13 protein-coding genes are annotated in these 23,712 nt (G+C 59.0%); 2 read left to right on the forward strand and 11 right to left on the reverse strand.

Annotated features, from left to right (window positions below):
* Positions 1–9: 9 nt before the first annotated feature.
* Positions 10–11,433, reverse strand: a complete 11,424-nt coding sequence (locus AC4OVS_RS05350; protein ID WP_491922231.1) for a BapA/Bap/LapF family large adhesin — start codon at positions 11,431–11,433, stop codon at positions 10–12.
* 894 nt (positions 11,434–12,327) lie between these two features.
* Positions 12,328–13,245: a LysR family transcriptional regulator gene (locus tag AC4OVS_RS05355; RefSeq protein WP_063148625.1), complete on the reverse strand. Its 918-nt coding sequence runs from the start codon at positions 13,243–13,245 to the stop codon at positions 12,328–12,330.
* 98 nt (positions 13,246–13,343) lie between these two features.
* Between AC4OVS_RS05355 and AC4OVS_RS05360 the strand changes: the two genes are divergently transcribed.
* A complete protein-coding gene (locus AC4OVS_RS05360) occupies positions 13,344–14,066 on the forward strand; it encodes an SDR family oxidoreductase (RefSeq protein WP_023306786.1) in 723 nt (240 codons plus the stop codon).
* A 39-nt stretch (positions 14,067–14,105) separates the two neighbouring features.
* Here the strand turns inward: AC4OVS_RS05360 and AC4OVS_RS05365 are convergent, their stop codons facing one another.
* The 3 genes from AC4OVS_RS05365 to AC4OVS_RS05375 all read right to left on the reverse strand — a co-directional run bounded on the left by AC4OVS_RS05365 (position 14,106) and on the right by AC4OVS_RS05375 (position 16,459).
* Entirely contained in the window at positions 14,106–14,852 is a 747-nt protein-coding gene (locus AC4OVS_RS05365) for an SDR family oxidoreductase (protein WP_022649104.1), read from the reverse strand.
* Between the two features lie 101 nt (positions 14,853–14,953).
* Positions 14,954–15,835 (reverse strand): helix-turn-helix domain-containing protein, encoded by an 882-nt coding sequence (locus tag AC4OVS_RS05370; RefSeq protein ID WP_022649103.1) that lies wholly within the window; start codon positions 15,833–15,835, stop codon positions 14,954–14,956.
* A gap of 18 nt (positions 15,836–15,853) precedes the next feature.
* Positions 15,854–16,459 (reverse strand): NADPH-dependent F420 reductase, encoded by a 606-nt coding sequence (locus AC4OVS_RS05375; protein ID WP_045308437.1) that lies wholly within the window; start codon positions 16,457–16,459, stop codon positions 15,854–15,856.
* A gap of 108 nt (positions 16,460–16,567) precedes the next feature.
* Between AC4OVS_RS05375 and AC4OVS_RS05380 the strand changes: the two genes are divergently transcribed.
* Positions 16,568–17,497 (forward strand): LysR family transcriptional regulator, encoded by a 930-nt coding sequence (locus AC4OVS_RS05380; RefSeq protein WP_491922232.1) that lies wholly within the window; start codon positions 16,568–16,570, stop codon positions 17,495–17,497.
* 14 nt (positions 17,498–17,511) lie between these two features.
* Here AC4OVS_RS05380 and AC4OVS_RS05385 read toward each other — a convergent pair whose 3' ends face one another.
* The 6 genes from AC4OVS_RS05385 to AC4OVS_RS05410 form a co-directional block, all read right to left on the reverse strand.
* The gene (locus AC4OVS_RS05385) at positions 17,512–18,690 is read right to left on the reverse strand and encodes a cupin domain-containing protein (RefSeq protein ID WP_022649100.1); all 1,179 of its coding nucleotides are present in this window, start codon (positions 18,688–18,690) and stop codon (positions 17,512–17,514) included.
* A gap of 11 nt (positions 18,691–18,701) precedes the next feature.
* Positions 18,702–19,493 (reverse strand): HpcH/HpaI aldolase family protein, encoded by a 792-nt coding sequence (locus AC4OVS_RS05390; RefSeq protein ID WP_023306782.1) that lies wholly within the window; start codon positions 19,491–19,493, stop codon positions 18,702–18,704.
* Positions 19,475–20,218 carry an alpha/beta fold hydrolase gene (locus AC4OVS_RS05395; protein WP_023298422.1) on the reverse strand — a complete coding sequence of 248 codons (744 nt, stop codon included), beginning with the start codon at positions 20,216–20,218 and terminating at the stop codon, positions 19,475–19,477. Before AC4OVS_RS05395 ends, AC4OVS_RS05390 begins: the two co-directional genes overlap by 19 nt.
* Before the next feature lie 8 nt (positions 20,219–20,226).
* The gene (locus tag AC4OVS_RS05400) at positions 20,227–20,991 is read right to left on the reverse strand and encodes an SDR family NAD(P)-dependent oxidoreductase (protein WP_032625875.1); all 765 of its coding nucleotides are present in this window, start codon (positions 20,989–20,991) and stop codon (positions 20,227–20,229) included.
* A gap of 3 nt (positions 20,992–20,994) precedes the next feature.
* Positions 20,995–22,317 carry a histidinol dehydrogenase gene (hisD, locus tag AC4OVS_RS05405; protein ID WP_022649096.1) on the reverse strand — a complete coding sequence of 441 codons (1,323 nt, stop codon included), beginning with the start codon at positions 22,315–22,317 and terminating at the stop codon, positions 20,995–20,997.
* 75 nt (positions 22,318–22,392) lie between these two features.
* Positions 22,393–23,631 (reverse strand): MFS transporter, encoded by a 1,239-nt coding sequence (locus AC4OVS_RS05410; RefSeq protein ID WP_022649095.1) that lies wholly within the window; start codon positions 23,629–23,631, stop codon positions 22,393–22,395.
* Positions 23,632–23,712: the final 81 nt, after the last annotated feature.

Genomic DNA, 23,712 nt, shown 5'->3' on the forward strand with positions numbered 1-23,712 from the left:
CAGGTGCTATCAGGTAATGATGTGTTGCTGGTTTACAAGCTCGTCGTAGGTGGTCTGAACGTTGTCCAGCGTAACGAGCGTAGATTTAGTGTAGGCGGCTCCCGTGCCGTCACGGTCGATGGAGATCACAGTATTGTTACCGCTTTGTGAAACAGAGACATAGTTCCCCAGCGTCGACGCGCTACCGTTCCAGCCCACCAGCAGATCGCCAATGTCGATCTTGTCTCCCTGCGACAGGGAGAAGTTCGTCCAGTGGTCACCCGTGCTGTTACCTGCGGTGGCGTTACCCGCCGTAGTGTTCAACACCTGATAAATCAGCGTGTCGCCGTAGGCCGTGCCGCTAATCACATCGTTATGTTCCGAACTGACAAATTTCGGTGCCATATTGATGGTCAGCGAGGCGGTATCCCGGGTGCCGTTGGCGTCGGTCAGGGTGTAGTTAAAGACCTCCTTGCTGGTGATGGTAGAGAACGATATCCCCGGGTTGAGTGTGTAGGTGTAACTGCCGTCTGCGGCAATCGCCAGCGTGCCGTAGTGACCCGTGATGTTTACCTGCGTGCTGCCGGTGTAAGGATCCAGCGTGCTGGTTACGCCGTCGTAGCCGGTAATGCTGAGACGGGTATCCACCGAGTGCAGCTGGTCCATCGCGCCCGCGGAGCCGGTGCCGTCGAAGATATTGCCGTCAACGGTGTGGGTGCCCGTGGCGTCAAACTGCGACAGGGAGTAGCTGGTCCCGGTGACGCTTGGGGTAACGGTGATATTTCCCACCCCCAGCGGTCCCATTCTGCCGGTATAGTTCAGCGTATAGGTTCCCGCTTCCAGATCGAGGCCCGTCAGGTTGATCGTCGCCCTGCCGCCCAGCAGCAGCCCGCCGTTAAATGAGCCGGATCTGAGGGTGGTGGTGCCGTTGGTCAGCGTCCAGTCGACCGTTAACCCGGTAAGGGTCAGCAGCGAGGTGACGTTAAACGACAGAACCACGTTATGCAGTGCAGTATTAGGATCCACCACGAAGGTCCCGCTTCCGCTGCCCTGGGTTGAGGCAAGCAGCGCGGCGTTCCAGCTCGCCGACCCGACGGTGGTATCCGAGTATGCGGCGGTGCGGTGCACCGAGTTCACGTCCATCGCCGTGCTGACATCGTTCACCGCGTCCATTGGCTGCGCGGTCGGGGTGATGTTCAGCGATGCCGTGTCTTTCGAGCCGTTCGGCGCGGTGATGGTGTAGACGAAGGTATCTGGGGTGCTGATGCTGTCAGCGCCGACTCCGCTGTCCAGGGTGTAAGTGTACTCCCCGGCTGCGTTGATCCGCAGCGTACCGTACTCGCCGGTGATCTCCGTCAGGCCGCTGCTGTTCACCGCCACGCCGTTAACGTCGGAGACCACGGTACCTGCTGGCGCAATATCATCCGCCAGCACATCCCCGGTCGTGCTCTCGCTCACGCTTGCCACGCTGTAGACATGATCCTGCAAGACGTTCAGCGTGTAGGCCGTCAGCGCGGTGATCCCCGCCGCCGTATTGAGCAGGAACAGGTACTCGCCAGCGGGCAGGTTCAACGTCAGCTGCGGGGAAGTGCCGCCCAGCAGCGGCGCACGCAGCCAGCCGGGTTCAACGCGCATCTGCTCGAAGGTCTGCGTCGCATTGTTGAACTTATAGATGTAGAGGTCGAACACCGAGGCCAGCGCGACGCCGCCCACGGAGGCCTGAACGGTCATGGTGCGGGTGGTGCCTTCTTCCACGTTATAGATGATCGGGTTGGCCAGATCGTCCAGCAGGTTCAGCCCCAGGGTATTGCCAAGGTTGATCCCCACCAGGGTAAAGCCGCCCTGCGACGAGGTGCCGTTGTTGATCGCCTCCACGGTGGTGTCGAAGGTCAGCGAGGCGGTATCGTCCACGGCCACGATCCCGCTGCTGGTAGTGCCTTCGCCCAGCGACAGAACCAGATTTGCCGAGGCGCTGGTGCCGTTGTGGGTGATGGTGTAGGTAAAGTTCTCCGTGCGGCCAATGATGGCGGCGCTGGTGTTGGTCAGGTTATAGGTATAGCTGCCGTCCAGGTTGATGGTCAGCGTGCCGTATTGCCCCTGAATCACCGTGCCGTCAGCCGTAACGCTGGTGGTGGTGCCCTGGGCGTTGGTGACCGTAGTGACGGTGGTGCCCGCCGGGGCGTTGTCGCTGCCTGCGGTTGGATCCACGTCAGTGATGACGTTCCCGACAACGCTGGTCTCGCCGGACACGGTGCCTGCGCTGGTCTCTTTCACCGCCACATCGAGGCTGGTGTAAGAGCCGGTTGCCAGCAGGTTAGTGTTGTAGCTCAGGACGCGATACTGACCATTCGCCAGCCCGGTCAGGTTCAGCGACACCCCCGTCGCGCCGAGGGTCAACAGGTCAGCGAACTGCGGCTGCCCGGTATCGACCACGGTGGTCCAGGTGTTGTTGGCGGCGTCGAAGCGCTGTACTACCAGCTCAAGGGTATTGAGCAGGGAAAGAACGGCACCCGTGGCGTTGGCGTTCACGGCAATATCCGCACTGCCGCCGTTGCCGACGGTGAAACCTACCTGCGCGGTGTCGTTGCCGAGCAGCGTCAGCACGTTACCTAAGGCGCCTACCAGCAGGAAACCATAGTCGCTGTACTGCGAATTGGTCACCGTGGCGGTGGTCGTGAGCGCCAGTTCTTCAGCGTTGGTGCTGGCAGAGAGCGGCACCACCGGCGCAAGGGCTGAGCCGGGCAGCGAAACGTTGCCTGCCGCATCGGTGGCGGTGATTTGCAGCGTCTGACCTTCCGTCTGTTTATTGAGGAAGGTGTAGCTCCAGGAACCGTTGCTGTCCGCCGTGGCGGTGACCGTTGAATTATCCGCCAGGCGGATGGTGACGGTGCTGCCCGCTTCAGCGCTACCGGTCAGTACGCTGCCGTCTGCGTTGAAGGTCCCGGTTGGAGCCGTTGGCGCAGTGAGATCGACAATGACGGTGGTTGACGTGGAAATCGGGCTGGTGCCCGAGCCGTTGCTCGCCGTGGCGGTGAAGGCATGCGGGCCTTCGCTCAGCACCGGCGTGGTGAAGCTCCAGTTGCCGCTGGCGTTCGCGGTGACCGTGCCCATCAGCACCCCGTTGTTATAGAGGGTGATGGTCGCGTTCGGCTGCGCCGTGCCGCTCAGGGTTGGCGTGGTGTCATCGGTGGTTTTCCCGTTGGTAAGGTTGCCCGTCACCGTGCCGACGTTATCGTCGATGTTTGCGATAACCGGCGCGTTCGGGATCGTGGTGATCGGGGCAATCACGGAGGTGGTGATACCCGCGTTACCGGCCTTATCGGTAGCAAAGACAATCAGTGACTCCCCGCCGGTCTGTGGAGGGGTGAGGGTGGCGCTGAAGTTTCCGCTGCCGTCCGCGACGGCGGTACCAAGCACGGTTCCGGTGCTGCTGGTGATGGTGACGGTGCTTCCCGCTTCCGCTGTACCGGTGACCTGCGTCCCGTTGGTGATCACCGCCAGCCCGGTTGGGGCTGGTGGCGGCGTCAGGTCAACGTTAATCGTGATAATCGGTGAAGCCACGCTGGTATTGCCCGCGGCATCGGTGGCGGTTGCGGTGAAGTTATGCGCGCCTTCCGTCAGCGTGGTGCTGGTTTGCGGCAGCGTCCAGTTGCCGTTGGCATCGGCAGTGACGGTCCCCACCAGCGTCGTGCCGTCGTAAATACGTACGGTGGTATTGGCTTCTGCCGTACCGTTTAAGGTCGGACGGGTGTCGTTGGTTGGGTTGGTGCCAGTAACAGGTCCGGTGACGGTCCCCACATCATCCTCAATCGAGGTGATTGCCGGTACGACAGGGGCGGTGGCATCCACATTAATGGTGTAACCGCCGGTCTGCGCGCTGGCGTTGCCCACCGCGTCGGTAGCGGAGAAGGTCAGATTATGCGGCCCGTCAGCCAGCGGGGTGGAAGGCGTAAAGCTCCACGCGCCGCCGGTGGCGACTGCGGTGCCAATCTGTACCCCATTATCAAAGATGGTGACCGTCGCGCCGGCTTCTGCCGTACCGGTGAGCGTTGGCCGCGCGTCGTTGGTTAACCCGCCGTTGGCGACAGGCGCAGCGGCGTTACCGACATCGTCGGTGATGCTGGTCAGCACCGGCAGCGCTGGCGGTGTGGTGTCAATGGTCAGGCTGAAGTCGGCGGACGACGTGCTGGTGTTACCCGCCTGATCCGTTGCTTCTGCGGTAAAGGTGTGTGACCCACTGTCCAGCGGCACGGTGATATCGACGGTCCAGTTGCCATCGGCATCGGCAGTACCGGTGCCCACCAGCGTGGTGCCCTCATAAATATTCACGGTGGCCAGCGGCTCGCTGGTCCCCACCAGACGCGGGAGAGGATCGTTGGTGGTCTGGCCGGAACCTATTGCCCCGGTGATGGTGCCAACGTCGTCAATCGCCTGGGTGATAACCGGCGCGACAGGCGCAGCCGTATCTACCACCAGCGTAAAGCCTGGTGAGGCAGGGCTGACGTTGCCCGCGGCATCGGTTACCGTGGCGGTCCAGGTGTGGCTGCCGTTTGCCAGCGTACCGGTGGTAAAGCTCCATACGCCGTTTGCGTCCGCCACGGCGGTACCCACTTCACGGCCACTTTCATAAATGGTGATGGTCGCGTTGGCCGCCGCGGTGCCGTTCAGCGTTGGCGTGGTGTCGTCTGTGCTTTGTCCCGAGGCGACCGGGCCCAGCACGGTACCAGCATCGTCAGTGGCCGGGGTAAAGACCGGTGCTTCGGGCACCGAGGTATCCACCGTCAGGTTGAACGGTGGTGAGGTGACCCCGGTATTGCCTGCGGCATCGGTGGCGTTGAAGGTAATAACGTGCGGCCCTTCGCCCAGTTCAGTGGTCGGCGTGAAGGTCCAGTTACCCTGGGCGTTGACGACCGCCGTGCCAATTTCCACATCATCGACAATAACGTGTACCGTTGCGCCCACTTCCCCCGTACCGTTGAAAGTTGGACGGGTGTCGTTCGTGGAGCCGTCGCTGGCGAGGGTTCCCGTTCCCGGGCTGACATCGTCTATTACCGTGGTAACCACCGGGGCCGCAGGCCCGGCGGTATCCACCGTAAAGGCGAACACTGGCGAGTTGGCGGAGACGTTTCCGACATCATCGCTGGCGTTAACGCGCAGGTTATACGTCCCGTCCGTCAGTACCGGATCCGGCGTAAAGGTCCAGTTGCCGCTGCCGTCGACCGTGGTGGTGCCAATCTCCACGCCGTTATTCAGCACGTGAATGATGGTACCCGCCTGGCCGGTGCCGCTGAGGGTTGGCGTGGTGTCATTGGTCACCTGCCCGGCGGTAAGCGGGCCGGTTGCGCCTCCCGGGGCGTTGTCGCTGACCGTAACGATCGTCGGCACCTGTGGCGCAGTCAGATCGATTTCGACGCTCCAGGCGTTGGACGGCTGGCTGACGTTGCCCTGCGGATCCGTCGCTCTGACAGTAAAGTCATGCGTCCCTTCGCCGAGGGCGGTTTCAGGGGTAAATGTCCAGGCACCGGTGCCGTCTGCTGCCACCGTACCAATTTGCGTAGCGCCATCAAAAATGGCGACGACGCTGTTCGGCTCGGCGCTACCGGTCAGGGTTGGCGTAGTGTCGTTGGTTGGATCGCCGCTTGGGACAGGCGTTGCCGCATTGCCTGCGTTATCCGTCACGCTGGTAATCACCGGCGTGGTAGAGACGGTGTCGACAACGATGGTGATCCCGGCCGACGGGGCGCTCTCATTGCCTGCCGGGTCGGTGGCGGTCACGGTCAGGGTGTGGCTGCCGTCGTCCAGCGCAGGCGGCGTGTAGCTCCAGGTGCCGGTCGGACCGACAACAACGGTGCCCAGCGGGTCGCCGTCATCGTACACCGTAATGGTGTCCCCGGCCGTGCCTGTTCCGGTCAGGGTAGGACGGTTGTCGTTGGTGCTCTGCCCGTCAGCGATTGGGCCGGTGACCGGGCCTACGTCATCGGTCACCGCACCGATGGCTGGTGCGGTCGGATCGGTGAGGTCGACGGTGACAGTCGCGATCGGCGACTGCCCGCTGGTCGCGCCGGTGGTGGTGTTTGTGGCGGTGACGGCGAAGGTGTGCGGCCCTTCCGCGAGCGGCAGCAGCGGCGTGTAGCTCCAGTTGCCGTCTGTATCCGCAACAATTTCGGTCAGCGGAACCAGCGCCCCATCCAGATAAATGGTGATGACGCTACCCGGATCGGCGGTGCCGGTAAGGGTAGGCGTGGTGTCATTGGTGGTTTTATCTTTCACATCGCCAGTGACGGGATCGGCATCATCGTTGATTGCCGTAATCACCGGCACCGCTGGCAGAATAAGCGGGGAGTCCGGTACGTCAAAGGTGGTTGTCGGGCTTGCATTACCTGCGGCGTCCGTGGCGAACAGCGTCAGCGTCGCGGGATCCAGTTGGGCCGGGGAGAGGGCGATGGCGAAGGTGCCTCCCGTCGCGACCCCGGTCCCGATGATATTGCCGCCGGCGTCACGCACCGTCACCGTGGTTCCATCATCTGCCGTACCGGTCAGCGGCGTGCCCTCTGCGGCAATGGTGATATTGGTTGGCGTTGCAGGAAGCAGCGTATCCACCGTCACGCTGAGATCGCCGGAGCTGGCGGAGGTATTCCCCGCCGCGTCACTTGCGGCAACCGAGAAGGTGTGCGGCCCTTCCGCAAGCGCGGGGTCGGCTGTCCAGGACCATGTCCCGTTCGGCTGAACCACCACGACCACCGGAGACGGCGTGCCATCAACAGAAACGGTTACGCTCGAACCCGGCTCGCCAATCCCGGTGAGGGTTGGGGTACCGTCGCGGGTGTAAAGCACGCTGTTGGTCAGTTGGCTGTCAGAGACGGCGTCAATTTGCGGCACGGTCGGTGCCTGCGTATCGACCGTCACGCTAAAGACCGGGCTGACCGGGCTCAGGTTACCCGCGTCGTCCACCGCGGCGACGGTGATATTCAGCGGACCATCGGTTTGTGTCGGCAGGGTGTATGACCACTCGCCATTGGCGATTTCAACGCGATCCACTTCCACGCCGTTGTTGTAGATAATCACCGTTTCGCCGGTCGTGCCGCCTCCGCCAATGACAGGTGTGTTATCGTTGGTTGAGCCTCCATTCTGAGCGCCACCAATGGAACCGATGAGCGGGGTATCCGGGGCGAGGGTGTCGACCGTTATCGTGATACCGGTTGATGGCAGAGATTCATTGCCGGCTTCATCGGTGGCGGTCGCCGTGTATTGGTGCGTCCCTTCGCCAATGTTGCTCTCAGGACGCCAGCTCCAGTTACCGCTACCGTCCACCGTGACGCTGCCCACGGCCTGCGGCTCGCCTGTACCCACCTGGTCATAGATGGTAATGACGTCATTCGGCGTACCGGTGCCGCTCAGTACCGGGCGCGGATCGTTGGTGGTTCCGCCGTTGTCCACTGGCCCGGTGATCTGGCTTACGCTGTCTGTCACCGTCGGGATCCCCGGCTGGCCCGGCGCGTCGGTATCAATGGTAATGGTCACTGGCGTGGACGGTGCGCTTTCGTTCCCGGCGCTGTCCTGATTGGTCACCGTCAGGGAGAGATCGTAGGTGCCGTCAGGGAGCGGATCTTCCGGTGTCCAGCTCCAGTTACCGTCGCCATCGATCTCGGCTTCACCTATTTTGGTTGCGCCATCGTAAATGCTTACGGTATCTCCCGGCGTGCCCGAGCCGCTCAGGGTTGGTGTGGTATCGCGGGTGGTCTCCCCAGGATTCAGAGCCGTCCCCGGTGTGGCGCCGTCCGGGTTCACGGTGATCTCAGGAATATCCGGCGTTGCAGGCGCGGTCGTGTCGATCGCCAGCTCAAACGGTGGCGAGATGGTGGTATTACCCGCCTCATCCGTCGCATGGACCGTCAGCGAATGCGGGCCGTCCGTCAGCGGCGTGGTTGGCGTAAAGCTCCAGCCGCCGCTACCGTCAAGCACGGCCGTGCCGAGCAGGGTGGTCCCGTCATAGATAGTGATGGTGGTGCCTTCCGGTGCGGTTCCCTGCAGCTGCGGCAGCGTGTCATCGGTAGTATCCCCGCTGTTAAGCGGAACCTGCACAGTGCCGATGTTATCGGAGACGGTGTCAAGGGTGGCCGCCGGTGGCGGAGTGGTATCGACGGTAAAGGTAAAGCCGGGTGATGATGCGCTGGTGTTGCCGGCCGCATCGCTCGCGACGACGGTGAACGTATGCTGCCCGTTCCCTAATGCGGTAGTGGGCGTGAAGGTCCATGCGCCACCGTTATTCACAATGGCAGTACCAATATCCTGTCCGTCCAGGCGGATCGTCACGGTGGAGCCCGGCTCGCCGGTACCGTTCAGCGTCGGGAGCGTGTCGTTGGTGATTTGGTTGTTGTCGAGCGGCCCCGTGCGGCCCGGTACGTCATCAATGACCTGCGTAATGGCTGGAGCGCCCGGCGCGGCGGTATCCACCGTGATGCTCCAGGTGTTCGATGTCCCGCTGAGGTTATTGTTGGCGTCAACCGCCGTCGCCGTCAGCACGTGCCCGCCGTCGGGAAGATCCGTTTCCAGCGTGATGGACCACTGGCCGTCAGGCCCAACCACTGCGGTGCCGATTTCAGTGGTGCCGCTGTAGAGGGTGATCGTTGTGCCGGGCTCGCCCGTTCCGTTGATGGTCGGGGTTTTGTCGTTGGTGAGACCGTTCTGGCTGACAGGACCGGTGACGTCGAGCGCATCATCCTCCACGCCTGTGATGACCGGGGTTTGTGCCGCGGTGATGTCCGGCGCGTCAAACGGCGCGGTCGGGCCGGTGTTTCCGGCGGTATCGGTGGCATCTGCGGTCAGGGCTTCGCCGTTGGCTTTCGGCGGGATCAGATCAACGCTGAAATTACCCTGATCGTCGGCGACCGCTTCCCCGACCTTAACGCCATTTTCACGAATAGTGACGGTGCTGCCCGGCTCGGCTGTACCGGTTACCGTGGTGCCGTCGGCAGAGATCACCACGTTTTCCGGTGCCAGCGGTGGCGTGCTGTCTGGCGCGTCGGCAAAGCCGGACGGACTGGTGTTGCCGCTGCCGTCGGTGGCCGTCACTTCAAGGGCTTCGCCGTTGGTCTGGGCTGGCGAAATCGGGATGGTAAAGGTGCCGTCCGGACCGGCGGTGGCCTGGCCGATGATCGTACCGTCCGGCGCTTTAATAATAATCGTGCTGTTTGGCTCGGCGGTTCCGCTGACGCTTGCCCCGTCTTCCGCCACCACCAGGTTACCCGGTGCGGCAGGCGCGGTGATGTCCGCTGCGTTAACCAGCGCCGGGGAACTCTGGTTGCCTGCGGCATCGGAGGCGACCACGGAGATGATCTCGCCGTTCACTTGTGCAGGGTTCAGGTTGGCGACGTAGTTGCCGTTGCTGTCGGCAGTGGCGGTCCCGATTTGCACCCCGGCGTTGTTGGTGATGACAATTTTACTGCCCGGCTCGGCAGTACCGGTGATTTGCGTGCCTGTCGAATTGAGCGTCGCCTCCGGCATGTCTGGCGGCGTAAGATCGACGGTAAAGTTGATCGGCTGAGACAGGCCGCTCTGGTTGCCTGCCGCATCGGTTTCGCGCAGGGTAATCGAATGTGCACCCTCTGCCAGCGGCGTTGTCGGCGTGATGCTCCAGGTACCGTTCGGCAGAACCGTTGTGCTGCCAATCACAACGCCGTTATCGTAAACCGTAATCGTGCTGCCTGGTTCTCCTCGGCCCGTCAGGCGGGGCTGCGACTCGTCGGTAAACTGCCCGGCGGTAATCGTGCCTTTCAGCCCTCCGGTGTCATCGTTAACGATAAATCCTGTCGGCACCGGCGGGGTGGTGACATCCACCGTTACGGTAAAGGCCGGTGAGGCCGGACCGGTGTTACCGGCGATGTCGGTGGCGCGTACGGTAAGCTGGTGGCTGCCTTCGCTCAGGTTAACCGACGGCGTAAAGCTCCAGCTTCCGTTGCTGCCTACAACCGCTGTGCCAATGGCAATGCCGTTATCATAGATGGTGACCGTAGAGCCCGCTTCCGCCGTGCCGGTGAGCTGCGGGCGCGGATCGTTAGTGGTGCTTCCGCTTCCGAGCACGCCGGTATTGGGCGCAACGTCGTCGGTCATGCCGGTGATGGCCGGGGCACCTGGTGCGACCGTATCCACCACGAAGTTCACCGCCGTGGACGCCGGGCTGGTATTGCCTGCTGCATCGGTCGCGGTGGTGGTAATGGCGTGGTTTCCTTCAGACAGGTTGGTCGACGGGGTAAAGCTCCATTTCCCGGTAGCATCGGCCGTGGCGGTGCCGATCGGCCTGCCGTTGTCATAGAAGGTAATAACGGTGCCAGCTTCACTGATGCCGCTGAACGTCGGGCGTGCATCGTCCGTGCGTTGTCCGTTGCTCAGCGGGCCCGCTTCGGTGCCCACGTTATCATTGACGGTGACAATCTCGGGGGCAGCCGGCGCGGTTGAATCCGGTGCCGTGACCTGAACGCCCGGGCTGGTATTGCCGGACGGATCGGTGGCGGTGGCGGTGATCTGCTCCCCGTTGGTGAGCGGCGTGCCGAGATCGATAGTAAATTTCCCGTCGCTGCCAGCCTTGCCCGTTCCGATGGTGTTGCCATCGGCATCTTTCAGTGTCACGGTGCTGCCCGGCTCAGCCGTACCGGAGACGGTTTTGCCGTCAGGCGAAACCTCCAGATTGGCAGGTGCATCCGGCGCGGTGAGATCCGGTGCTGTGACCTGACCACCCTGGCTGGTATTGCCGGACGGGTCGGTGGCCGTGGCGGTGATCTGCTCCCCGTTGGTGAGCGGCGTACCGAGATCGATAGTAAATTTGCCGTCGCTGCCGACCTTGCCCGTTCCAATGGTGTTGCCATCGGCATCTTTAAGGGTAATCGTGCTGCCCGGTTCAGCCGTACCTGTTACGGTTTTGCCGTCAGGTGAGACCTGAAGATTAGTGGGAGCATTCGGAGGCGTAGTATCAGGTTCGGAAGGATTTCCCGGATTACCGGGATTCGGGTTGTTGTTATCGTCATCTCCGCCACCTCCACCGCCGGTTCCCGCCGCAATAGCAATCCCACCTGCGGCGGCCAGGCCACCCAGCACCCAGGGCCACGCAGCGGCGCCGCCGGCATCACTCCCTGACGCCGCCAGTAATGCATCGGTGGAGGCGATGGATTCATAGGTCGCGGCACCGGTTGGATCTTCAATCCACCACAGCGCTCCGTCACTCTCTTCAAGCACCAGCTGGCTTACGCCCTGCGCATCAGTGACGTAGAAATTCTTGAGGGTAATCACTTCGCCCGAGTTGAGGGTAATCACCAGATCGTTTCCGCTGCGGGAGTAATCTGCGATGTTGGCTCGATCCACGTTAAGCTTAACGATTGAGGAGTGATCGAGTGTTATCTGTGTCCCTTCCGTGGTCGTTTCCACGCCAGTTAATTTAGATATAACAGATATTTGGCTCATACAGTTATTACTCCAGCAGAGTGATTGGTTACGGCGTGTCAAACAAAGCCATCGTTTCTGAAGGGATGAACGCGCTCCCGGCGAAAATACTGTTTAATAAACAGGATTTACCGTTACTTTGTTTAGCGCGACCGATGCCCGCCAGGATTAAAAGTGGCAACCTCAGGGCAAAGCTAATTATTTACACAGGAAATAGTTGTTTATTTATATGTTTGCGATTTATAAGCCTTATTATTTGTGCAGGTATTAAATTATTTCGTTATAAAAATGATATAGCTATAAATGTCTGAATACGCAAATTAAGTGTTCGTAAACCCAATGCGGCTATTGCAGGGGAGATTAATTGATAGCGTGAATATATTTCGTTAGCTATGAGGGCGCGTGGATAAAGGGTTTCGGCGTAAAAGGTGCAACCCTTAAAACGGTGCTGGTGGGGCGATATTAATAATTATAATATGCGATAAATATCTAATTTTGGTTAGGTTTAATTGCTGCTTAATTGTAGTTTAAGTTAGGGTAAAATATCTGGTGTATGATATATTTAAAACTCTCTCATTTATAAAATATATTTTTACGGGCGGGTTAATTTCTGCTACTCAAAAAAATTACGTATTTTCTTCTCATGTTTAATAAATAAAAGGCCGCAAGCGTGGCCTTTCAGAGGCTATCGGTATTAGCCTAAAGAAATTATGCCGATTTCCACGAGGGCAGCTAATGTCAAAAGAATAAAGAGGATAACAACTATTGGTCTGTACATTTTTAAGGTTCCATCCTTGTGTGAAGTCCTGCCCATCGTGTCCGTTGTCATTTTCCATGGTAATGACGTGCTGTCGTTGATGCTCATCAAAGGGATGCAGTAGATTGAGGAAAATCTGCATTCAGGGTTGGAACCATTTAACGCAGTGTCGGCTGCGTGGCGGGGAGCTGTCGCCACTGGCGGATGTGCTCGATCAGGGCTCTGAGCTTGGGGGCCATATTGTGGCGCTGGGGAAAATAGAGATAAAAACCAGGAAAAGATGGAAGAAACGCATCCAGTAAGGAAACCAGCTGTCCTGATTCAATGTACGGTGTGAAGGTGTCCTCCGTGGCAAAGGTTATACCACCGCCGGCCAGCGCGAGGCTGAGCATAAGACGCAGATCGTTAGTGGTGATTTGTGGTTCAATTGCCACATCGAAAGGGACGCCTGCTTCCTCAAACTCCCAGCGATAGGGGGCAACGTCCGGGGAAGGGCGCCAGCCGATACACCGATGAGCGACCAGTTCACGGGGGTGCGTCGGTGCGCTGTGTGTCGCCAGATAGGAAGGTGAAGCCACCACCCGTTCACGCTGCTGGCCCGTAAGGGGAATAGCGATCATGTCTTTTTCGATAACTTCGCCCAGCCTCACCCCGGCGTCATAGCCCGCTGCCACGATATCGAATTCCTCATCTGACACGAAAACATCAAGCGATACCGCAGGATGCGCGGCCGTAAACGAGGCGAGCAGTGGGCCCGAAAGAAACGCTTCCGCAATTGAGGTGACAGCGATCCTGAGCTGTCCGCGCGGTATGCTGTCCGAGGTGATGTCGTCAAAGGCCGCTTCAATGTTGGCGATGGGCCCCAGCAACGATTTATGCAACCGTTCACCCGCTTCGGTGAGCCTTACCGAGCGCGTGGTGCGCATCACCAGCAGGGTCTGAAACCCATCTTCGAGACGTCTTATTCCCTGGCTGACAGCGGAACGGGTTATGCCCAGGCGCCCGGCGGCAGCGCTGAAGCTGCGTTCTTCGGCGACCGCCAGAAAAAGCGGTAACAAATTAAGATCGATTTTCATTGTTTAACATTGCTAACCAGTGAGTCCAGTAAAGGCAGGATACAAGAAACAATGGTCTGTATCTATGATTGCAGTGAACTCAACTGAAGGAGTAAAACATGAACAAAGTCATCTTAATTACCGGCGCCTCCAGCGGTATCGGAGAAGGTATCGCCAGAGAGCTCGGCAAGGCAGGCGCAAAAGTGTTCGTGGGTGCACGCAGGCTGGATCGCATCCACGCTCTGGCTGATGAAATCCGCAGCGCAGGAGGGGAGGCAGAGGCTCAGGTATTAGACGTTACCAGCCGCCAGTCGATGGCCGCCTTCGTTCAGGCAGCACGGGATAAGTGGGGCCGCATTGACGTACTTATTAACAACGCGGGCATTATGCCTCTCTCTCCGCTTTCGGCTGGCAAGCAGGATGAGTGGGAACGCACCATTGACGTAAATATCAAGGGCGTACTGTGGGGTATTGGTGCTGTTTTGCCGATTATGGAAGCCCAGGGCTCGGGGCAGATCGTCAATATAGGCTCGATTGGTGCCTTGTCCGTCGTGCCCACGGCCGCCGTCTATTGCGCGACCAAATTTGCGGTACGGGCCATTTCCGATGGTTTACGTCAGGAAAGTTCGAACATCCGTGTGACCTGCGTCAACCCTGGGGTAGTGGAAAGCGAACTGGCCTCGACCATCACGCACGAAGAAACCATGGCGGTGATGGATGCGTACCGGGCTATTGCTCTCAAACCGGCTGATATCGCTCGCGCCGTGCGCCACATCATCGAGGCGCCTGAGAGTGTCGATACCACCGAAATCACCATCAGACCTACGGCCTCTGCAAACTAACGTAGCGGGTCAGGCACCAGCCTGACCCGCTTCACCCTCTTACCACGGCTGTTCGGTCGGCATAATAAACAGCTCTGCCACGTCCACATGTTCCGGTGCCTGCAATACGTAAAGAATCGAGTCGGCGATATCATCGGCTTTCAGGAACGTCATCTTCTCCTTCAGCTGTTCCATCTGTGCACGATAATTTTCGTCACTGATATGCTCGAATAATTCACTTTCAACGGCACCCGGCTGAAGCGAGGTGACGCGAATGTTGAACTGAGGGGCCAGCTCCATACGCAAAATATCCGAGAAGGCGGCAACCGCGTGCTTCGTCGCGCAGTATACGCCCAGTCCGGGAAACGTTTTACGCCCGGCGATCGACGAGGTATTGATGATATGACCCGAGCGCTGTGACTGCATAATCGGCAATACGGCCGCGACCGTGTTAAACAGGCCCTTTACGTTTACATCTACCATTCGATGCCACTCGTCAACCCGGAGGCTGGCGATATCCGAAATCGGCATCAGCCCGGCGTTATTAAAGGCGATATCAATATGGCCATAGCGTTTGTGCAGTGCCTCCACCCCTTTATTAACTGAGGCCGGGTCAGTGACATCCATGGCCAGCGCCATGGCTTCCCCGCCAGCAGCCTCAATTTCAGACACCAGCGCCTGAAGACGATCCAGACGGCGGGCAGCGAGACCCACCCTGACGCCCTGTTCCGCTAACTTTTTGGCCGTGGAGGCACCAATTCCGCTTGAAGCACCGGTGATGAGCGCGACTTTACCGTTGAGTTCCATAGTTGATCCTCTTGAGAGTTAATTTCAACGCTTCAGAAAGAATGTCTGAAGTACGGGTCAATAATGGATCTTTCTGGCAATCGCTTCGCGCGGGCTTTTGCTCAAACTGTCGGGCTTTTGCTGCGAACGGCATCGCTGCGATAGTGGGAGGGCGTCACGCCGTTATGCCTGAGGAATACGGCAGCAAAGTGGCTGGGGCTGGTGTATCCGACGTTCAGTGCAATATTGATTATGGAATCATTGCTTTCCGATAGCATGCGACGCGCCTCCTCCATGCGTAGCCGGATAAAGTAGTGAGAAGGGGAAAGTCCGGTTGACTGTTTAAAGGCGCGGCTAAAATGGTATTCGCTAAGATCGGTCAGTTCAGCCAGGCGTGCCAGGTCAAACGGCTGGGCTAACCCTTCACGCATTGCCGTGAAGACCCGGTGCAGCTTAAATGCCTGCAAGCCCCCGCGGTGTCGTTTCGCATGAGTGCCATAGGTGCGAATCAGATGTACTGCCAGCGCCTGCGCAATGCCCTGGATAAACGGGCCGCTGGGTGGATTTTGCAGATACAGCTCCTGACGTATCTGCTCCAGCAGGGCGGATAGCGTGTCGTCGCGCGCGCCGGAGACTTCCCGCAGTTCATACTCCTGCATCATAGCCACTCCCATATAAACATGCATAACGACGAAAGGCGTATCTGGCCCGGCGTGCCAGCGCATTTCAGTAGGAGAAGCCGCCGTTGTGAGAAAGAAATCGCCTGCGGTAACGCGGTTTGCTAACCACGGCTCACCGGGGGAACGCTCCTCAACGACGGCATTACCTGAGAGGATCCAGACGATAAAAGGCTCCGGCACTGCCGGAATAATGACGTTTTCCTGCACGTGTCTGCGCGCCAGAATTTGCACGAATACATCCCGGGAAGATTGCGCCCGATGTTCCCTGATCAGCTTGCCGGGAAGGTATTCTTCAAAGGTCTCTGCGGAAGTACGCTGCGTCATATTTATCGTTACCTTTAGCTATGCCAGTTGCACCAGGTTCACCGCCGGAAGAGGCCCTCCGGGGAATTGTTGTAGCGTACCGCCAACCTCCAGGCTGCCTAAATCAATACTTGCGAAGCCCAGTTGCCCGGCTAAGGCTGTTATTTCCGCCTTTGCGTCAGGATGGTCTCCGGAGATAAAGACGACACGACGGCCACCCGCCTGCGCCGGATCCTGAGCCAGCACCCCTGCAAGGAGAGTATTGAAGGCTTTAACGACGCGTGCACCCGGAGCCCACTGTGTCACCACCTGGCTTGAGTTTTTTCCGCCCAGTTCAGCCAGCGTGAAGCCTGGCAGTATGACCGGGTTGGTCGCGTCGATCAGGATACGCCCCTCCCAGTTGATGCCGCGTAACGCGGCCTCGGTTTTGTCCCAGTTTGTGCTGACAAAAACGATGTCGGCCTGGGCGGCCTGTTCTACGGTGCCAGCGCGAGCCCCGTGGCCCAGTTTCTCAACCACCGCAGTCAGGCTTTCCGGCCCGCGGCTGTTACTCAGAATAGCGTTCATGCCCGCTTTAACCAGTTGTTCTGCAAAGGCTTGCCCGATAGCGCCAGCGCCGATGATACCTACAGTAGTCGTTTTCATATTGTATTTCCTTCATTGAAGAGTAGTGAACATGCACTGAGAGTAGTAATCTTTGACCTATCTGAATAGCCTATATAATTAGATGGGATCCATCTGCTGGAGCGATACATGCTGGACGGTATGTCTGTTGATCAACTCCGCACCTTTATTGCTGCCGTTGATGAAGGGAGTTTTTCCGCCGCCGGTCGCAGGCTGCGGCGCGCGCAGTCGGTTGTCAGCGCGACGCTGGCAAACCTTGAGGCACAGGTCGGGTTTCCATTATTCGATCGTACCGGGCGTTATCCGACGCTGACGGAGGCGGGCGTCGCCATGCTGGAAGCGGCGCGTCTTGCCACTGCCGGGATGGACGCCTTTAAGGCTAAGGCGCGCACCTTAGCCGAAGGTCTTGAGCCTGAACTGGCGGTGTCCGTCGACGTGATGTTTCCCGTAGCGCAGCTCACCGCTGCGGTGCAGGCGTTTCAGCAGGCATTTCCTGACACCCCGCTGCGTTTGTATGTGGAAGCGTTGGGGGCGGTGTTCCAGCCTTTACTGGACGGTCATTGCCGGGTGGCGATAACCGGATCGCTGCCGCATCTTCCGGCGGGATGCATCTCAGAATTCCTTCTCAGCGTGCCTGCGGTGGCCGTTGTCTCCCCTGAGCATCCGCTGGCGACCGCGTCCGGTCCGATCCTTCGTTCACTTTTACAGGAACACGTCCAGCTGGTGCTGACCGATCGCTCCTCTCTCACCGTGGGCCGAAGCTTTGGCGTCATGTCGTCAAAGACATGGCATTTAGCGGATATGGGCGCGAAGCACGCCTTCCTGCGTGCCGGACTGGGGTGGGGTTATATGCCGCTGCCAATGGTCGAGGAAGATCTCGCAGCGGGAAAACTGGTTACGCTGAACGTGCCGATGCAGCCCGACGTCGGGCCCGGTTTTTCCATGCAGGCGGTGCACCAGGAGGAACATCCGCCCGGCCCGGCCGGACGCTGGTTCGTTAACAGGCTGAAAGTGCAGGCTGGCATGCCTCTCAACGAACGCAGCGGATCCGGCAAGTGAGCTCAACGGATAATTCAGGTTTTGTTGCTGTTGCATGTCTCCAGTATCGCACCGGCCCGACGGGCCGTGGCAGGCAGGATGTCGGCATCGGCTACGTAGCCATCGGGATCGAGACAGCGATTGTGTTCTCTCGCCTGTTGCAGGATCGCTTCATCCCAGTAGAGGCGCTTACGCTGATCGCCGCGGGTCGTCAGAATAAACTCCGTTTTGCCGTCAACCGCGCGGTAGCGACGCCAGCTGTTTGCCGGAACAGAGATCACCGAACGTTCCGGAGCGATAACGCTCACTTCTTCGCCCGCCTCGTTCCAGGTGACCTCCAGCTGGCCTTTAAAGACCATAATGACCTGAATATCCGGGCAGAGATGGCGGCCCACAACGTGATCCTCGGCGAGACGCAGCCATTCGACGGAAAAACCGTGCGGGCTCACGATAGCGGGAGCGGAATCCCGATCCTGTGAAATGCCGAAACCGATAACCGGCGCAATTTCGCCGCCGTGTCCTGGCAGCACCGAATCCAGCAGTCCCTGGGCTGACCAGCAGCGGTCATCGCCGGTTACCGCACGCTGGCGCATCTCCTCAACGCTGTAGTCACGCAGCCCGGCAATATATTCCTCTGACAGCGGCGTCAGCAGCGCGGCGGGGTCAGGCCGCGGATCGCCGGTTTCCTGTGTGATGAGCATGTTGTCTTTACTCAAATACATTCCGTATTCACTGGCTGCCGCCAGCACGGAAGGATGCCAGATGATGCCGCCCGTGTTGTCCCCGCCGAGCACCGTAAACACCATACCGCTGGTCTCTTCTTTACTGACGTTGGTGAAACCGCGGAAGATCCAGGTCGGTATTGAAAGGATAGTGGGTGCGCTAAATTCAGCTTCATGCTCGCCGTTGGCACCCCAGCGAAAACGCCATGTTCCTTCATGGATCAGGAACACCTCGGCGGTGAAATGCAGATGCAGATTATTCGTCACCCCTTTCGGCATAGCCGCCGCGCCAATGTTAAAGCCGTGCGGCTCGGGAATATTGACGACCTGCTCGCTGGACTGGGTTACACCCGGGCCGATGAAGGAATAGTTTTGTTTGAGATGCGAGCCGGGTAGCTTGCAATCAATAAAAGCAAGATTACAGGAAATCATGTCCTCGGGGGCGATTAACCGTGTTCGAGCCTGACTCTGGGTAAGATGGATGGTTTTCATTATTTCTCCTTTTAATAACCGGATGCACCGGTGGTAGGGATAGCGTTGCCGCGGGCGAGGGCAATGGCTTCACGCGAGGCGCGACCCAGTTGCATGACGTCGTTTGCAGGGGTAACAAACTGAAAACCCTGATCAATGCGCGCTGCGGCGGCCGCGCCGGAAGTGCAGAAAATTCCGGCAATCTTCTGCTGCTGGCGGCAGCAGTGAATCACCCGCTCAATAGCAGCAAGCATTTCGGGATGTTGCGATTCGGCGCTGGCGCTGCCGGTCAGCGTCAGTGAGAGATCGTTGGGGCCAATAAACACACCGTCCAGCCCTTCGGTATCAAGGATGGCGTCAAGATCAGCCAGCCCTTCGCGGGTTTCAATCATCGCCAGCGTCAGGATCTCGTTGTTAGCGTGCTGTGGATAATCAATGCCGCCGTAGAGTAGACCTCTGGCCGGACCAAAGGAGCGAACACCCAGCGGTGGATAGCGACAGGCAGCGACAAAACGGCGAGCCTGTTCCGCGCTGGAGATCATCGGGCAGATTACGCCGTAGGCTCCTGCGTCTAATACGCGCATGATTTGCGCCGGATCGTTATCTGCCACCCGCACCAGCGGCACGGCAGGCGTGGCCGATAGCGCCTGTAGCATTGACAGCGCGCTGGCAAAATCAATCATGCCGTGCTGCAAATCGACGGTGACGGCGTCGTAACCCTGATGGCCCATAATTTCCGCGCTATAACCGGACGGGATCGCCAGCCAGCCGTTTATGATGGGAGTATTTTCCAGAAATGCGGTCTTTAAACTGTTTTTGCGCACTGTATGCACTCCGTTATCCACTGACGCAGCAGCGGCGCGATCTCATCCGGGGTTTCCAGCGGAATAAAATGCCCGCCAGCCTCCACCGTATGCCTGGTCACGTTCGCGTTGCCTGCTGCCAGTAGCTGATGATGATGGGGCGTACAGATAACGTCCTGCGCGCCGTTTAGAAGTAATGTGGGGCAGGAGAGGGCGTTAAACGCAGTCCGGTTGTCCTGCCGGTGAATGGCCATTTCCGTTTGCCCGGCAAAGGTCTCAATGCCGCACTCTTGCGCCATTCGGCAAATAGTCTCTTGCAGGATCCGATCGGACAGACGTGACGGGGCGACATAGCTCTGCCACAGCGAGGAGACCAGCCAGTCGGCCAGGCCCCGCGCCTGTGCGGTGCGTACCGCTTCCCGGCGTGAAGCGAGGGTGTCTGGCGCAACGGGCAACGGATTAACGGAAATCAGCGTCAGCCCGTTCACTCTTTCTGGCGCGTCGGCGGCCATTTGCAGCGCGACTATGGCACCGAGAGAAAACCCTGCCAGCAGAAAGCGCGGCGGCAGAACCTCTAATAACCGCCGTGACGCCTGCGGCGCGGACTCCGCACCCGTCAGCGTAATACACGACACCGCTGCGACATTCAGCCGTTCAATAACGGGCTGCCAGAGCCGGGCGTTACAAAGCGTGCCACCAAGCAGCACCAGTGGCAGATCGGTATTGTCCAGAAGCGGATATTCCATTGCATCCCTCACGTAGCCGTCCAGCCGCCGTCAACCATCAGGGCACTGCCGGTGATCAGCCCGGCGGCATCTGAGGCGAGAAACACTACCGGGCCCATAATGTCCTCCAGCCTGCCTAACCGGCGCAGCTTGATGTTGTCCAGCACGTAGTGGCGGAACGCCGGATCGGCAAGCGCCGGGCGCGTCAGGTCGGTTTCAATGAAGGTCGGGCACAGCGTATTAACGCGGATCCCCGCATCGCCCAGCTCCAGCGCCATCGTTCGGGTTAACCCTTCAAGCGCGAATTTGGAGGCACAGTACACGCTACGCTCGGGGCCACCAACGTGTCCCATTTGCGATGAGATGTGAATAATCGACCCTCCCTTACCGCCCGCCCGCATTCTGCGCGCCACGCGCTGGCTGACAAAAAAGGTGGCGCGCAGGTTAAGCGCCATCACCGCATCGAAATTGTCCTCGTTCACCTCAAGAAACGGCTGGTGGCGTGCCAGCCCGGCACTGTTCACCAGAATGTCGGGCGTGGGCAATGTCGCCAGCACACGCTCCACCTCCTGAGCGTCGGTAATATCCAGCTCCAGCGGGTGAAATGCGAGCCTGTGTTCCGCTGCCAGACTTGCGGCATGCGCCAGCGCCTCGCGGCCCCGGGCGGCGATCCATACCTCTGCGCCCGCCTGTGCAAGGGCGACGGCGGCAGCGAAGCCAATCCCTCTTGACCCGCCGGTTACCAGCGCGCGTTTGCCGTGCAGGGTGAAAGAGGGCGTTTGCAAAAGCGTCATGGCTTACACCTTTTCCCTGACCGGGGCCGGTGTGGCGTAGGGAACCTCCGTCTGGCCATAACGGCGCACGCGAATATTGGCCTGCTCGGCATGTCCGGCGAACCCTTCCAGCAGCGACAGACGCGAACAATAGCTGCCGATTTCGGCGGTGGCTTCGTCGCTGAGGACTTTCTGGAAGGTGCAGGTTTTCATGAACTTGCCCACCCACAGGCCGCCGGTATAGCGTGCGGCTTTTTGCGTCGGCAGGGTGTGGTTGGTTCCGATCACCTTATCGCCGTAGGCCACGTTAGTACGCGGCCCAAGGAACAGCGCGCCGTAATTGGTCAGGTTAGCCAGGAACCAGTCGTCCCGGTCGGTCATCACCTGAACATGTTCGGAAGCGATACGATCTGCCTCCAGCAGCATCTCTTCGTAGCTGTCGCAGACGATGATTTCCCCGTAGTCCTGCCAGGACTGGCGGGCAATGTCGGCGGTAGGGAGCTTTTCCAGCAGCCGTTCCACTTCGCTGAGCGTCTCTTTGGCAAGCTGGAGCGAGTTCGTCAGCAGGATGGCAGGGGTGGTGACGCCGTGTTCGGCCTGGCCCAGCAGATCCGTGGCGCACATTTCCGCGTCAACGGTGTCATCGGCAATCACCAGCGTTTCCGTCGGACCGGCAAACAGATCGATACCTACCCGGCCGAACAGCTGGCGTTTGGCCTCCGCGACGAAGGCGTTACCGGGGCCGACCAGCATGTCGACTGGTGCCAGCGAGTCCGTGCCCAGCGCCATGGCGCCTATCGCCTGAATGCCGCCAAGGGCATAGATTTCCGTTGCGCCAGCCATTTTTTGCGCCGCGACAATCGCCGGGGCGGGCTGACCGTTAAACGGCGGGGCACAGCTGATAATTCTTGAGCACCCCGCCACGCTGGCGGTGATAATCGACATGTGCGCGGAGGCGAGCAGGGGATATTTTCCGCCAGGCACGTAACATCCCACGGCGTTAATCGGAATATTTTTATGCCCGAGAATAACGCCGGGACGCGTTTCAATTTCCAGATCCCGCAGGCATTCTTTCTGCGCGCGGGCAAAATTCGCCACCTGCTGTTGGGCGAATTCAATATCCTGAATATCCTGGCGGCTTAACTGTTTTATGCAGCGGTCGATCTCCGCGGGGGTCAGACGATAATCCTGACGGTCATAACGATCGAATTTAATGGATAATTCGCGAATGGCTTTATTTCCACGTTTTTCAATATCCGCAAGTATTTGCTCAACCGTTTCTCTTATTTGCTGGTTGGCTTGCTGGCGCTCTTCGGTAGATTTACCGGTTTTTAATTTCCAGGACACACGCTTCTCCTTACCTTTTTTAGATGTCAGTTGTCCTCCCGGCAGACCGGGAAAGGGTGTTTACTTCTAAGTGGGTTATTGATCCGGCGCGGCGGCGTACGCACCGTTTTTTAATAATTGGGCTGAGGTTTGCGTTTTACGGGCATATACCCATCGAGCGGACAGCGGTGTGGCAATAGCGGCCACAACGGAAAGGGCGGCAATCAATATATAACCGGACGACAGGTTAATATGTTGCATCATTACGCCCATCATTACCGGCCCGACAAACATGCCGCAGGAATAAATGGTCTGGAATAGTCCCATTCGCGTGGATTGTTCATCAGACGAGGTATTCACTACGCTGAGCGACATGAATGCGGCAAAGGCCATACCGAACGAAAAACCTGCCAGCGCCTGCCACAGGTAAATGACGTACATATTGCTGGTAAAGGGAATGCCGAAGGTGGAGATCACCTGTAAAACGATGCCGAGCACGGCGGTTTTTACCAGCCCAAGGCGCTGATAAAACACCGAGCTGCACAGGGCGATGGCCAGCCCGTAAAACAGAAGGTGGATGTTTCCGAGCACCGCGAGGATCCCCGCCCGGGCGCCGAGCTGTTCGGCGTAGACCGGCGTCAGCGTGTCCCGGGTGGCGAAGGGTACCAGAATGACGACGGTCGCCAGGATGCCAATCAGCCAGACGGAACGGTCGGCCAGCTGCTGGCGCGCGCCGGTGATGCAGGCTTTAAGCGTGGGGGCCTGCACCGGGTCGTGCACGTCCTGAATGCGGGTCGTTAGGATCAACGCCACCAGGGCGGAGATGCAGGAGACAAAAAAGGCGATGTTATTGGCAAAATAGTGAATCAGCACCGCGCCAATACAGTTGCCGAGAAACACGCCGATGGGCCCTGCCAGCGCCAGCAGCGCGACGGCGGCAGGGGCTTCGTTGCGACCGAAGTAACGCATGAACAGGATGTTGTACAGCACCCATGTCGCCGCCGTGACGCCGTCTGCCGCTTTCGCCAGATACAGCGTAATGGCATTGGGTTCAAGCCAGGCAATTGGCCAGGCGATAATTGGCAGCAGCAGGCCAATCTGGATGAAGATCCTGCGGCTTTTAACCACGTCGGAAATAATGCCTAACGGGAAGCGTATCAGAAGGGTTGCCAGCCCGGATGCGCCCATGATGATGCCCATGATCTGTGGCTCAATGCCCTGGTTGATCATCATGGGGGCCAGGAATGCATCAATGCTATGGATGCAGATAAAGAACAGGATGCTGATGATGAAAAAGAGCCGGGCTTCCCGACGGCGTAACAGTGCTTGAAACATGGTTTTGAACCTCTTAAGAATTAATGGGTTATAACCAGTCAGGGACGACGTTTACCGGTTCAATCCTTTGGGCGACTCCTG

This window comes from Enterobacter sp. 4974935, assembly GCF_058661735.1.

What these genes read in the sequence shown, in the direction of transcription:
- AC4OVS_RS05350 (WP_491922231.1), bottom strand. Translation starts at nt 11,433, where the DNA reads ATGAGCCAAATATCTGTTATATCTAAATTAACTGGCGTGGAAACGACC.
- AC4OVS_RS05355 (WP_063148625.1), bottom strand. Translation starts at nt 13,245, where the DNA reads ATGAAAATCGATCTTAATTTGTTACCGCTTTTTCTGGCGGTCGCCGAA.
- AC4OVS_RS05360 (WP_023306786.1), top strand. Translation starts at nt 13,344, where the DNA reads ATGAACAAAGTCATCTTAATTACCGGCGCCTCCAGCGGTATCGGAGAA.
- AC4OVS_RS05365 (WP_022649104.1), bottom strand. Translation starts at nt 14,852, where the DNA reads ATGGAACTCAACGGTAAAGTCGCGCTCATCACCGGTGCTTCAAGCGGA.
- AC4OVS_RS05370 (WP_022649103.1), bottom strand. Translation starts at nt 15,835, where the DNA reads ATGACGCAGCGTACTTCCGCAGAGACCTTTGAAGAATACCTTCCCGGC.
- AC4OVS_RS05375 (WP_045308437.1), bottom strand. Translation starts at nt 16,459, where the DNA reads ATGAAAACGACTACTGTAGGTATCATCGGCGCTGGCGCTATCGGGCAA.
- AC4OVS_RS05380 (WP_491922232.1), top strand. Translation starts at nt 16,568, where the DNA reads ATGCTGGACGGTATGTCTGTTGATCAACTCCGCACCTTTATTGCTGCC.
- AC4OVS_RS05385 (WP_022649100.1), bottom strand. Translation starts at nt 18,690, where the DNA reads ATGAAAACCATCCATCTTACCCAGAGTCAGGCTCGAACACGGTTAATC.
- AC4OVS_RS05395 (WP_023298422.1), bottom strand. Translation starts at nt 20,218, where the DNA reads ATGGAATATCCGCTTCTGGACAATACCGATCTGCCACTGGTGCTGCTT.
- AC4OVS_RS05400 (WP_032625875.1), bottom strand. Translation starts at nt 20,991, where the DNA reads ATGACGCTTTTGCAAACGCCCTCTTTCACCCTGCACGGCAAACGCGCG.
- AC4OVS_RS05410 (WP_022649095.1), bottom strand. Translation starts at nt 23,631, where the DNA reads ATGTTTCAAGCACTGTTACGCCGTCGGGAAGCCCGGCTCTTTTTCATC.